The 13508-nt window shown below is 53.9% G+C and carries 6 protein-coding genes; 5 read left to right on the top strand and 1 reads right to left on the bottom strand.

Translation table 11 applies throughout. The features are described 5' to 3' along the window. The first annotated feature begins 75 nt into the window (after positions 1 to 75). Positions 76 to 1155, top strand: a complete 1080-nt coding sequence (locus tag IPM52_06780; GenBank protein MBK9291313.1) for an alkene reductase — start codon at positions 76 to 78, stop codon at positions 1153 to 1155. 4 nt (positions 1156 to 1159) lie between these two features. Continuing rightward, positions 1160 to 1906 (top strand): hypothetical protein, encoded by a 747-nt coding sequence (locus IPM52_06775; GenBank protein MBK9291312.1) that lies wholly within the window; start codon positions 1160 to 1162, stop codon positions 1904 to 1906. Positions 1907 to 1916: 10 nt separating this feature from the next. On the opposite strand, the gene IPM52_06770 is transcribed toward IPM52_06775, so the two are convergent. Then, positions 1917 to 2903 (bottom strand): dihydroorotate dehydrogenase-like protein, encoded by a 987-nt coding sequence (locus IPM52_06770; protein MBK9291311.1) that lies wholly within the window; start codon positions 2901 to 2903, stop codon positions 1917 to 1919. 484 nt (positions 2904 to 3387) lie between these two features. On the opposite strand from IPM52_06770, the gene IPM52_06765 reads away from it, so the two are divergent. From IPM52_06765 to IPM52_06755, 3 genes are read left to right on the top strand one after another with little or no spacing between them, the layout of a single operon-like run. Continuing rightward, on the top strand, positions 3388 to 10119 hold the full coding sequence (locus IPM52_06765; protein ID MBK9291310.1) for a gliding motility-associated C-terminal domain-containing protein: 6732 nt from the start codon (positions 3388 to 3390) through the stop codon (positions 10117 to 10119). After that, complete coding sequence (locus tag IPM52_06760; protein MBK9291309.1) at positions 10116 to 12605, top strand: OmpA family protein; 2490 nt, start codon at positions 10116 to 10118, stop codon at positions 12603 to 12605. Before IPM52_06765 ends, IPM52_06760 begins: the two co-directional genes overlap by 4 nt. Next, positions 12602 to 13507 carry a PorP/SprF family type IX secretion system membrane protein gene (locus IPM52_06755; GenBank protein MBK9291308.1) on the top strand — a complete coding sequence of 302 codons (906 nt, stop codon included), beginning with the start codon at positions 12602 to 12604 and terminating at the stop codon, positions 13505 to 13507. The genes IPM52_06760 and IPM52_06755 overlap by 4 nt, the downstream gene beginning before the upstream one ends. Position 13508: the final 1 nt, after the last annotated feature.

Raw genomic sequence — 13508 nt, 5'->3', positions numbered from 1 at the left:
AACAAAAATAAACAGATTTTTGTTCCTGCTTAAAAGATATCACATCATTATTTTAAAGTCTTGGAAAACAATAAGATGCTCCTTAAGCCCTATCGCTCAGGCTGTTTAAGCCTGCCCAACAGGTTTGTGATGGCTCCACTCACGCGACAGCGTGCTGCGGCCGGCTGGGTACCCACCGAAATGAATTCCCTGTATTATGCACAGAGGGCATCGGCCGGACTGATAATCAGCGAGGCGAGCCAGATCTCACCCAAAGGTTTGGGATATGCAAATACGCCGGGCATCTACAATCATGCACAGGTTGAAGGCTGGCGCAAGGTTACTCAGGCAGTGCACGACAATGGCGGGCGCATCTTCATCCAGTTGTGGCACGTGGGCAGGCATTCCCATCCTTTGCTTCAGCAGGATGGCGGCTTGCCTTTTGCGCCCTCGGCTGTGGCCGAAAATGTGCCAATCACCACCCCTCGGGGCAAGATGGAACCGGTGGTGCCCCACGCCATGACACGCGAAGAAATTGCCTCAACCATAGCAGATTACCGCAAGGCTGCGCTGCTGGCCATGGATGCCGGTTTCGACGGGGTAGAGATTCATGCTGCCAATGGTTATCTGATAGATCAGTTTCTGAACGATTCGAGCAACCAGCGAACCGACGAATATGGGGGCAGCATCGCAGCCAAATGCCGTTTTGCCCTCGAGGTAGTTCAGGCTGTGGTGGCTGCCATCGGCCCCTGCCGGACCGGCATCAGGCTGTCGCCCAGCGGAACCAATTTCGGGGTGTTCAACCATCAACCGGCTGAAACTTTTACACACCTGCTGAATGAGCTGAATGCGTTTGGCCTGGCTTATATCCACCTGATCGAACCCGATCCGGCGCGTCTCGAGGGTTTGCCACATTACCTCAGAAAGGTTACGCCCTATTTCCGGCCAATCATCCGTGGCACCCTTATCACCAGCGCTGGTTACCATTTTGCCTCGGCCGAAGAAGTGCTGCGGCAAAACCAGGCCGACCTGGTAGCTTTCGGCAAGTTGTTTATCTCCAATCCCGACCTGGTGGAACGTTACCGGCGAAATGCACCGCTCAATCCCTGGGATGCCTCCACTTTTTACGGAGGCAACAAGACAGGTTACACAGATTATCCTTTTCTTACCGACTGAAAATATGCATCATCATCACCACGAGGACAGTTTTACGACAATTTTCCGTATGGCCGAAAGCTGGTTCAACCAGCGCCTGGCCGATGGCGGACCACGTTATGCAGAGTATCACCCTGACCTCATCATTGTGGAACCCTGGAATGCAGTGAGCTCAATGTTTATGATGCTGCCTGCCGTGCTCTTTTTTATCCGGTACCGGCGGCAATTGAACACCCTTCGCTTCCTGGCTTTTGCCATTGCCATGGTTTTTCTGGGTGGGCTGGGAAGCACGCTTTTTCACGCCTTCCGCATGAGTCCGGTATTTCTGATGCTCGATGTGATCCCCTCGGCTTTTCTCACGCTTGCCATTGCCATTTACTTATGGCTCAGGGTGTTGCCCAAAAAATGGATGGTATTGCTGGTTTTTGTGCCGGTATTTTCGCTTCGCGTTGTTTTGTTTCGTGAGTTGCCTCAGCACCTGAGCATCAATTTATCCTATGCCATCTCAGGCCTTCTGGTTATTGTGCCTTTGCTCATGGTGCTCTATCAAACAGCATTCAGGCATTGGTTTTGGGTGGCTGCCATGATTGCTTCATTTGGCATAGCCTTGCTTTTCAGGCAATTGGATGTGCATCCGATACCCTGGCTTCCGCAAGGCACCCATTTTTTATGGCACCTGTTTACCTCTGTCGGGTCTTGGTTTGTGCTGAGTTATCTCCACTACCTCGGCACCAACAGGCCAGCCGAGGAGATAGCAAAGGCGAAGGTTTAGCCTGCCGGGCTTATTCGATTCCGCTGAAGTGCCTCATGAACTGAACCCTTTCCCAGGCGGCGGGGTTTTCGATCTGTTTTACGCTCATTTTCCCGATAAACTGATCGGTAGTGGCATAATTGTGTTGATCCATCCACTGGTTTAGCTCGTCGAGCATGACCTGGATTTCGCGGAATCCTTTTTTGTATAGCACCGAGGCGATCTGCACTGCTTTGGCGCCTGCGAGCAGTTGTTTGATCACCGCTTTACCGTCGTGGATACCGGTGGAGGCGGCAATGTCGCATTGCACTTTGTTGCTCAGCATGGCCACCCAGCGCAGCGAAACAGCCAGTTCGGCCGGGCTGCTGAATACGTTGGAAGCACGCACTTCCATGCGCTCGATATCAATGTCGGGCGAGAAAAACCTGTTGAACATCACCAGCCCCTTGATGCCTGTCCACGATAGTTTCAGGGCCATCTTCGACAAGCTCGAGAAATAATAGCTGATCTTGGCCGAAACAGGTATTTGTACCGTGCGAGTGATCTTATCCAGAATCTCAAAGTAAACTGCCTCGTTTTGCTCTCCGGAGCGCAAGGGGTCAGAAGGAAGCACAAAAATGTTGAGCTCCAGTGCGTCGGCCCCGGCCTCGGCAATCCTGACGGCAAACTCGGTCCATTCGGAAGCACTCACGCAATTGATGCTGCCAATGATGGGAATGTCAACTGCTTTTTTGGCTTCGCGGATAAGCTTCAGGTAGTTGTCCACATCGTTGGCGCGGGTGTAGTTTTTGATGTAATCCTCTGCTTCGGGATACATGTTTACTGTGCTGTCCTGAGCTATGGTGTGGTGCGCATGATGCACAATCTGCTCTTCGAACAACGATTTGAGCACTACAGCAGCGGCACCGTTGGCAGCGGCTTCCTTGATGTTCTCAACCGAATTGGTGAGCCCGGAACTGCCCACAATGATGGGATTTCTGAGCTTCAGCCCCATATAGCTTGTGCTGAGGTTGGCCATGATTGTCAGGGTTTTGTAATGATTTCAAATGCATTGCTAAAGTAAGATAATTTGCCACTGTCCGCGCCTGCTCATGCTTATTCAAACGGATTCTAAATAATGAACTCATAACCTGCAGCAGTGTTATAGCTTAAGCTGCAATCGTATCAAAGTAATGATAATCAGTATGATAGACCTTTTGCAAAAGACAAAGGTGATTTTGATGACCCTCATCAGACATGAGAAAAACACAATACTCAAGCCGCGCCAACTTTTCTCCGACAGGGATTTCTCAACATACCGATGTTAATAAGTTAGACATTCACGAATCTTAAACTTTCAGAACGGGTTTTACCTTTGATTCAGGAAGTAGTGTCTGGGATCAACCAATTCTTGGGATTCAACCAAAACAAGTAAAAAGGAGCGGTCATAAACCGTAAGTGAAAATTACTTTCAATCGCTTTGCTTAAATCAAAAAGAGGAGCCACTCAATAAAGATGTTGAAATGTTGTCCCGGATAGTGCATTATTTGCTGCCGTTTTTTCTGCTTTTGTTGATTTTAGTCGTAAGCGGCAAGGCTGAGGCTCAGGCTGTTGTGATTGGTCACCCGGCAGATACGGCTGTTTGTGTGGGCGGTCAGGCCAGTTTCCGCGTGATTGCGGTCAATGCCATCTCCTACCAGTGGCAGGAAAACGACGGTGTGGGTTGGTACAACATCACCCAGGCCATGACCTATGCCAGCGGGTACAACAGTCCGCTGTTGACAATCAGCGATGCCAACCTGGGACTCAATGGCTACAAATACCGATGTGTGGTGGCCGACGGGCAAGGTCAGAGCGATGTCAGCCAGGCCGCAAATTTTGGTGTGAATAACCCTCCGCTCATCACCCTCCAGCCTCAGGACAAGGTGGTCTGTAAAGGTGATATTGCACAGTTTGCCGTGTCGAGCATCTATGGGCAGACATATCAATGGCAGGAAAGCGTGGGCCAGGGCTGGATTGATCTGGAAGACAATGCCTTTTACCAGGGAACCAGAAGTCCGCAGTTAAGTATTTACACCACCACCGGCATGAACGGATTTCGCTACAGGTGCAGGATACTCAATGGTAACTGCCCGGAAATCAGCAATGTAGCTTTTCTTTTTGTCAATCCCACGCCCGTACTTTTTCAGGTTACGGGAGGTGGTTCGTTCTGTGCGGATGGTCAGGGTGTGGTCGTCGGGTTGAATGGCTCCGAAGTCGGAATCTCTTACCATTTGTATCGCAACGGAACGGGCACCGGGGTTGTGGTTCCTGGCACGGGTGCCGCCATCACTTTTGGGCAATTCAGTCAGGCCGGGTTTTATTCGGTGAAAGCCATCAATGGTGGAACAGGTTGTGAGATATTTATGCTCAACGAGGTGGAAGTGAGGGTTGATCCTCTGCCGCAGCAGTATAGTGTGTTGGGCGGAGGCAGTTACTGCAGTGGCGGACAGGCTCCCGAAGTTTTTCTGAGCAGCTCGGAGCTGGGGGTGAGTTATGAGTTGTTTCGCAACGGGCTGGCCACAGGGATTATACGCAATGGTACAGGCTTCACCCTCTCGTTTGGCAGCCTGAACGAGTCAGGTTTTTACACCATTGTTGCTACCAATGCAAGCACCTTTTGCTCAAGGCAGATGAGCGGTAATGCACAGATTATACAGCAGCCCGTTCCTCAGGTGCTCGCAGCCAATGATCTGACCATTGGCGTGGGCGAATCTGCAATGCTATCGGCGGCGGCAACCGGGGGCTCGGGGGCATATGTATTTCAATGGCAACCAGCTTCTTATGTGGTAAATCCAACTCAAGCAACCACTTCCACCATTCCGCTCTACCAGACCAGGTTGTTTACGGTGGTTGCGCGCGATCTGACCTCGCAATGCGTGAGTCCGCCCGACAGCTTGTTGGTGGTTGTGGCAGGAGGGCCGCTCACCGTAAGCATAACAGCCTCATCCAGTGCGATTTGTGCCGGCGAGCAAGTGCAGCTTCAGGCCACCGCTGGCGGAGGCAATGGCACCTACACTTACGTCTGGACTTCAACTCCTGCAGGATTTACAGCTACCGGGCCTAATGTCAGTGTAAGTCCCCAATCGACAACAACTTACCATCTTCAGGTAAGTGATGGTTCGCAGAGCATCTCAAGCAGTGTGACTGTTACCGTGCATCCCTTGCCCATCCTGTTCAGCCTGACGGGAGGTGGCGGATATTGTCAGGGGGGCGAAGGCAGGCTGGTGGGACTGACAGGTTCGCAATACGGCACAAGGTATGATTTGTTGCGCGACGGCCAGGTAGTTAGCTCGTTTCAGGGCGATGAAAGTCCGCTAAATTTTGGGCCTCAGGCGCTTTCGGGCATATATACCGCAAAAGCAGTCTATGTAGCTACACAGTGCCAGCGCATGATGGGCGGACAGGCCGAGGTGACAGTCATTCCGCTTCCGGTGGCCAATGCTGGCCCGAATCAAAGCATTCAGAGCGGACAATCGGCTTTGCTCAACGGCTCAGCCAGCGGAGGATCAGGCAGCTACCTGTTCAGCTGGTCGCCTGAGAGTTTTCTGATCAATCCCAACTCGGCCCAGGCTGCCACAGTGCCGCTGACGGGCACCCGTCTTTTTAAACTGCGGGTAACTGACCAGCAAACCAGCTGTTCGAGCGCCGAAAGCGAAACCGTCGTTTTTGTTACAGGTGGCGTAAGCCTTAGTGCGCAATTAAGCGCTTCGTCCTATTCCATTTGCCCCGGCGAAAGCGTGCAACTCACTGCACTGGCTTCAGGCGGTTCAGGAAATTATACCTACAGCTGGACATCAAATCCTCCAGGGTTTGCGTCACAGCAGTTCAACCCCTCGGTAGGCCCCTCACAGACAACGACATACAAGGTTGTGATCATAGATGGTTTTGCCACCTTCACCGACTCGCTGACCATCGTAGTGCGCCCGGCTCCGCAGATTTTTCAGCTTACAGGTGGTGGCACTTACTGCCAGGGTGCACCAGCGCCTGAGCTTGGGTTGTCGGGTTCGCAGGGCAACGTCATTTACAGCCTGTTCCGCAATGGCGAAGCTACAGGACTTGTGAGGCAGGGTACGGGTACAGCCATCAGTTTCGGGGCACAGGCACAGAACGGGGTGTACAGTGTGCAGGCATTTGACCTGCAGCAGCTTTGTGCACGCACTTTTCCCGGACAAGTTTCGGTGGGGATATTGCAACGTCCGGTGGCTGATGCCGGGAACGACAAGACGATTCCTTTTGGCACAAGTACCATTCTACAGGGTACGGCTACTTCCGGCTCTGGTGTCTATGCCTATGCCTGGTCGCCCCAGCAGTTGGTGGCGCAACCAACTGCTGCACAGACTCCTACGCTGCCGCTCACACAAACCACCACTTTCAGCCTTAACGTTACCGACCAGACAACCGGCTGCGCCAGCCTGCCCGTCGCTGTTACCGTGGTGGTCACAGGCAATCCGCTAACAGCAACAGCCTCCGCCTCACAAAACCAGGTCTGCCAGGGCAATATGGTGCAGCTCAACGGTTATGCCACCGGTGGCAATGGCAATTATACCTACCACTGGTCGTCCATCCCCTCAGGATTTTACTCATGGGAACAGCAGGTGCAGCTGCTGGCATATCAGTCCTCAACCTATGTTTTGACGGTATCCGACGGGGTGAACACGGCCCAAGATACCATAGCCATTCAGGTATTGCCTGTGCCACAGGTGTTTGCATTGCAGGGTGGAGGATTGGTGTGTCCGGGAAGCAATCTGCCCGAAATCCGCCTAAGCGGCTCACAATCTGCTGTTCGTTACACCCTTGTGCGCGATGGCAGTGAAGTGGCCAGCCTCACGGGTAATGGTTCAGCAATAGTGTTCGGTCAGTTCAGCCAGCCCGGAAATTACACCGCCTATGCCCGGACCTTGCCGGCCGGTTGCGAAATCAATATGTCGGGGGCTGTGACTGTCGCAGCAGGAAATACCATTCTGGTAAATGCCGGTCCGGACAAAGTTATTCCGGCAGGAACGCAGGTTACCCTCGAAGGACAGGTGATAGCAGGCGGAGTGCAATTTCAGGTGTTGTGGGAACCAGCCGGGAAGCTTATCAATCCGCAGGCTGTTCAGCCAACCACTTTGGCGCTTGACGAGACCAGCCTTTTCAGGATGACAGCTGCGGCACAGGCCGGCGGTTGCGGTGTGGCAGAAGATTATGTGGTGGTGTTCGTGGAGAACACAGCAACAACTCTGCAGCTTAATGTGGTTTCCAGTCAACAGGCCATTTGTCCCGGAAGCGAAGTCAGCCTCTTCGCCCTGGCTTCGGGTGGTACCGGAGCCTACACCTACGTTTGGCGTTCGGTGCCGGAAGGCTTGACTTTTTTCGGAAACCAGCTCATGGTTTCGCCTGATCAGACCACGCGCTATGTTGTTACCGTGAACGATGGTCAGACTCAGGTTTCCGACTCGGTGGAAGTGACCGTCCGTGCAGCCCCGCAGGTTTATGCACTTAGTGGAGGCGGTTACCTGTGCGAAGGAGGGTCCGGCCTGGCAATAAACTTGTCGGGTTCGGAAAGCGGCACGATGTATGAGCTGCGGCGTTATGGCATCCCTACCGGCCAGTCGTTGCCGGGAACGGGACTGCCCATTACGTTTGCCGACATTACCTTGCCCGGCGAATACACCATCAGGGCTACCAGCCAATCCGGCTGCAGCCGGCTCATGCAAGGGCAGGTTGCAATACAATCCGCCCTGCGGCCACTCGCCCTGGTAAATCCCCTGCAGCAAATCCAGCCGGGTGAGCATGCCCAGCTCGCAGCCAGTGTGGCCGGAAACCAGCAATACCTGCTTTATCAATGGACGCCCGCCAACCTGGTATCTTCGCCGACAAGCCTCATCACAACGTCCGTTCCGATGCAGCAAACCACCATGTTCCTGTTCACAGCCACAGATACCCAGACAGGCTGTGTGAGCTATCCTGCCCAAAGCCTCGTGGTGGTAACGGGTTTACCGCTCACAGCCGCAATCAGTGCATCTTCAGCTGCTGTTTGTCAGGGGGATACACTCGTGTTAACGGCTTTGCCCGAGGGCGGGACAGGCACCTATTCTTACACCTGGCACAATAGTTCTGGGCAATTGCTGGGCAACGGAGCCCAACTGGTCTATGCTCCCACGCAAACGGATCAGCTCACCCTCACTATCAACGACGGACAACAACAGGCCACAGCCCTGCAAACCATAGAGGTCAATCCACATCCGCAGGTTTTTGAAATTTCCGGCGGAGGCAGCTATTGTGCTTCAGGTTCGCCTGCACCCATTCAGCTAAGTGGCTCTGAAACCGGGGTCATTTACACCTTGTATCGCAACCACACCCAGATTCTGATGCAAGTTCCCGGCACGGGCGGGCCGTTGGTTTTCGGGGAGTTTAACCTGCAAGGGGTTTACACTGTCTCCGGACAGCGGTTGGGCACGGCTTGTGTGTCGTTAATGGCTGGTTCCGTGGTGGTTAATCAGTTTTCGCCCCCGCAAGTTCAAAGCAATCCATCCTTCTCTGTTCCTTATGGCGGAGCGGTATTGCTCACGGCAGCTGTCAGCGCAGGCTCAGGCAACTATGCTTATCAGTGGCAGCCCGCATCGAAGGTGGTCAATCCCTCTCAGCTACAAACCATGACTGTGGCGCTGGAAGCCACGCAGGTGTTCACTTTAACCGTAACGGATGTAGTAAGTGGCTGTGCTTCAATTGCTCAGACGGTAGTCTATGTGTCAGGCGGCCCGCTGAATGCACTTATCTTTTCAAATGCCGTACAGGTATGTCCCGGTCAGGGAGTCAGGCTTACAGCCATGCCGCAGGGTGGTAGCGGCCAATATGCTTTCGAGTGGTGGTCGGTTCCTCCTGGCCTGCAAAGTACACAGGCGAGCATCGAGGTGTATCCTGCGGTTACAAGCTGGTATTACCTGAGGGTGAGCGACGGCACCCAGCAACGTACCGACTCGCTGCGCGTGCTGGTATTTCCCCAGCCCACTGCTTTTACGATCGGCGGAGGTGGCGCAGGTTGTGCCGGAGGTCCCGGCCTGGCGGTTACCCTTTCCGGCTCGCAGACCGGAACAAACTACAGCCTCCTGCGCGATGGTTTTGCCACAGGGCGCGTGCTGACAGGCACCGGGGCAGCACTTGTCTTTAATAACATTCAGGCTGCAGGAACCTACACCGTCAGAGCAACAAACCAGAGCGGCTGCATCAGCTTGATGAACGGTTCTGCCGTGGTTGAGTTGGCCAGCCCACCGGCAGCATATCACCTGTTTGGTGGCGGAGCTGCTTGCGCCAACGAAGACAACATTGCAATATTCCTGACCGGTTCGGAAACCGGTGTCAACTACCGGTTACTGCGCAATGGGACAGACCTTGTGCAGGAAAAGACCGGAACGGGTTTGCCCGTTACTTTTATTACGCCTGTGATAAGCGGAACCTACATCGTTGAGGCGCAAAGCGCCGGAGCTCAATGTGTTGCTGTGATGCCTGGTACAGCCCAGGTGTTGCGCTATCCGGTGCCGCTTCCAATGATCAATGGTCCGGAAGAGGTCTGCCAGGGCGGGACAGTTACACTCACCGCCAGCGGGGGACTTGATTATCAATGGCTTACTTATCCTCCGGTTTCAGGACCTGTGCTTCAGCTCACACCTGTGCAAAGCGACAATTACACCGTGCGGGTTGCCAATGGATTCGGGTGTGTGGCCGAGGCTACAGCCTCCGTGCTCGTGAATCCTCTACCGGTCTTTGAATTGCAGGACGATGTGTATGCCAGGGTGCTCAGGCTGTTGCAGGTGGAAGCCGGTTCAACCATCACTTTCCGCAATGCAGGCCAGGTGCTGCAGCAAGGCTTCTCAGCAACATATAATTATGGTGGACTCTCGTTTCCCAACGATACCATTCATGTGCAGGCTGTGTCGGCAAAGGGATGTGTGTGGAGCGACTACGCTGTGCTGCGTCCCGAAGCACAGGAGTTCAGATTGAACGCCTTTTCGCCCAATGGCGACCAGATTAATGACAGATTTATGGCGGGAAGTCAGATCAGGGTGTTCAATCGTTGGGGTGTCGAAATCTATTCCGGAAGCGACGGATGGGACGGCCGGTACAATGGCAGTCTGGTTTCGCCGGGCACCTATTATTATGTGCATGAGATCAGGGATCTGAGTGGGGCCGTGGTGCGCATTGTCAAAGGATCAGTAACCCTTGTGAGAGAATGAAGAAGCAGGTGATTTTGGTCGTTGCATGTTTTCTGATGGTCATGGGGCCGTCGGTTCTGGCACAGGTAAGCCTTGAACGTCAGGGAGATAAGGCGTATGCCGTGCATAATTTTGCACGTGCCGGCAGGCTTTACGAGGCCGCGTTTCGCAAGACCGATGCGACAACGAAGCGCATGGAACTGGCAATGAAAGTAGCTTCCTCTTATCACCGGATGAATCAGTTTTCGAAAGCCCTGCAATGGTACGAAGATGCCCTGGGCGAGGAACGTAAAGATGTGGAGGTGCTTATTTGGGCGGCCGATGCTGCCATGCGGATGGGACAATCGGCCAAAGCGCAGGCTTTTCTCGACAGGGCGCTCGAAATCAACCCTTTGCATCAGCGCGCCGGGCAGCTCAAGGAGGCTTTAGCCAAATATACCGCGCATGCGGGCATCCCCCATGCCGGTCTTGAGCTCAGGGAGGCGCCCGAAGGCATCAACAGCAGTTTTTCGGATTATGCCCCTCGATGGCTGGGCAATGAACTGGTTATCAGTTCCATGCGGCCTGCCCAATCTTTAGTGCCATCCTACGATGGCCGCACCATGCAGGATTACTCCCGCCTCTACCTTTTCATCTCCCGGGCCGATGGCAGCTATGGTGAGGCCATTACTCTACCGGTTCAGCAAAACAGAAATGTGGCAACCTTTGCCTGGGATCCCGGTCGAAAAAGGGTCTTCTTTACCTCTTGCAACAACCGCAGGCAGCGATGCACCATCCTGCAGTCGGACTTTGACCCTGTGACATTCATTTTTTCGCGCCCGCGTCAACCCGAATTTGTCAACAAAAAATTTCTTTACGGTCATCCCTTTGTAGCGGAAGATGGCAAGGTGCTGTATTTCGCGGCAAAACTTCCCGGAGGCTACGGCGGGAACGATATCTACAGTGTGAGCATAAAACCCGACGGAAGTTTTGGTCTCCCTGTGAATGCCGGACCCAATGTGAATACTTCGGGTGAAGAACTTTTTCCGGCCATGATGGGCGACAGCCTGCTCGTATTCACCAGCAACGGTCATCCTGGCTATGGCGGACTGGATCTTTATGCCAGTGCGATCAGCGGTGCCGGACATGGCAGAGCCCAACTGTTGCCGCCACCCCTGAACACCACGGCCGACGATCTTGCGCTCAGCTTTGGCCCTGGCGGAAAGACAGGTGCTTTCAGCTCGAACCGCGCAGGTCAGGGCGCCGATGATATCTTTTTCTTTCATGGCTGCCTTTTGCCGGTGCTTGTCAAGGGCAGGGTAGCAGATGCTGTAAGCGGCAAGCCGTTGGCCGGAGCCGAGGTAATGATACAATCACAAACTTCCGGTATGCAGCTGATATCGGATGACCAGGGCATTTTTCAACTTTACCATTGCAGCCCTGCCCGGCTGAACCTCAAAGCACAGGCTGCAGGCTACCGTCAGGCTGAGGTTGGGCTGCAACTGAACGTGCCCGGACGCACAGAGGAAGTTATGATCAGGCTTAATCCTGTGGCTGCTCATGCAAGCCTCTCGGGCACTGTCGTGCATCGGGAAACACGCCGGCCCATTGCAGCTCAGCCTGTCAGGCTTGTTAGGCCGGGCATGCCGGAGCGCACAGCCATCACCGACGCACAAGGTTATTATGTGTTTGATACAGTTCCGGTAAACCGGATTTATACCCTCAAGGTCGAACGACAGGGATTCTTCAATGAGTCGCGGGTAGTCAATGTGCCTGAAACCGGCCAGAAACTAATGCTCAATCGCCAGAACGGCTACGACCTCGACTTTGAGCTTACCCCTGTGGTGCTGAAAAAGGAAATCGTGATCAACAACATTTACTACGATTTCGACAAGGCCACGCTGCGCGAATCGTCGAAGATGGAACTTGGAAAGCTGGTCAGCCTGATGCGCGACAATCCTGCCATGCGCATCCAGATCAGCTCGCATACCGACGAGCGCGGACGGGCTGATTATAACGAACGCCTCTCGGCCATGCGTGCCCAGGCGGTTGTGGACTACCTGATTCAGAGCGGGATATCTCCTTCACGTTTAACCGCACAAGGCTACGGTAAGCGTTTCCCGGTAATCAAAAACGCACGCACCGAAGAGGAGCATCAGCAAAACCGCCGCACCACATTTCAGGTGCTCGATCTCAATGCGCCCATCCAGGTGCCTGTAAGTCAGCGTGTTTCGACGCAGCCCAAAAGTACGAGGCTGGTTTACAGGGTACAGTTTCTAATCACCTCGGTCAGGCGCAATCCGGAGGTTGATTTTGCTGCCATCGCGGCCCTGGCATCCGGGCTGCGCATCTTTGAAGAAGAAGACGGCTTGCTTTACCGCTACGAGGCCGGTGAACGCTACACCTTGCCCGAAGCCGAAGCCTTGCGCAACCAGATCAGGGCAGCCGGTTTTCCCGACAGTTTCGTGGTGCCTTACATCGACAACAAAAGAGTAACAATGCAACAAGCACGACAATTCAAGCCATGAGGAACATCATTCTGACCATTGCTATTTTGCTGGCTCATCTGGTCGTTCGGGCACAAACCGACTTGCTATTCAGCAGCCATGGCCTGAGTGTGCACAATTTCAATCCGGCGATTGTTGACGACGACGGCCATATTCACCTGGGTCTGGGCACGCGTCAGCAATGGATAGGCTTCCCGGATGCGCCTGAGGCTCAGTTCTTTGCTTTGGAACATTTCATCGAAGATTACCAGATGGGGCTCAAGCTGACTGCGTTCAACCAAGGCTTTGGAAAGGAGTCGTTCAGGCGGTTCAGTGTGGCATATTCCTACCGCGTCAGGCTGGGCGATGCTTCCACACTGAGCTTCGGGCTTGGCGCAGGCTTTTACCAACGGGTGATCCGTTTCAGCCAGCTGGTTTTCCTCGAAAACAACGAACCACTTGTTCGTCCCGATGAGCAATACGTCCGCCCGGATTTTGAGTTTGGTCTGCACCTGCGGCATCGCGACCTGAATTTTGGCTATGCAGCCAACCACCTGAGTACCCCGGCACGGGATGCCTCGCTTTCGCGGGTGGCTATTCATCACCATGGCTATGCAGCTTACTTCTTCAGGCCTTCCGGACACATGGGTTTGCACAGTATGCTTTCGTTTCACCGCCAGGGCAAGGTTTCATTTCTCCAGGCTTCGGCCCTTGCTGAAATCGGTATGCTCCAGGCCGGGCTGGGCTGGAGGCACACGGATGCGCTTATCCTGATTGCCGGGCTGAGGATAAGCGACAAGGCCCGGATTTCGTACACCTACGACTTCGCTGCCGGAACTACGGCCCGGCTAAGCAGTGGCACCCACGAAGTATCGCTCAGGCTTTCGTTCGACAAAAAAAGCGGAGCCTATCTTTCGCCCCGCTTTATGGATTTTGGCAACTGAG

The organism is Bacteroidota bacterium (genome assembly GCA_016715945.1).
In the GTDB taxonomy this organism is placed as follows: Bacteria; Bacteroidota; Bacteroidia; order Bacteroidales; family F082; genus JALNZU01.
This window is presented reverse-complemented; position numbering and strand designations above follow the sequence as displayed.

What these genes read in the sequence shown, in the direction of transcription:
- IPM52_06780 (MBK9291313.1), top strand. Translation starts at nt 76, where the DNA reads ATGCTCCTTAAGCCCTATCGCTCAGGCTGTTTAAGCCTGCCCAACAGG.
- IPM52_06775 (MBK9291312.1), top strand. Translation starts at nt 1,160, where the DNA reads ATGCATCATCATCACCACGAGGACAGTTTTACGACAATTTTCCGTATG.
- IPM52_06770 (MBK9291311.1), bottom strand. Translation starts at nt 2,903, where the DNA reads ATGGCCAACCTCAGCACAAGCTATATGGGGCTGAAGCTCAGAAATCCC.
- IPM52_06765 (MBK9291310.1), top strand. Translation starts at nt 3,388, where the DNA reads ATGTTGTCCCGGATAGTGCATTATTTGCTGCCGTTTTTTCTGCTTTTG.
- IPM52_06760 (MBK9291309.1), top strand. Translation starts at nt 10,116, where the DNA reads ATGAAGAAGCAGGTGATTTTGGTCGTTGCATGTTTTCTGATGGTCATG.
- IPM52_06755 (MBK9291308.1), top strand. Translation starts at nt 12,602, where the DNA reads ATGAGGAACATCATTCTGACCATTGCTATTTTGCTGGCTCATCTGGTC.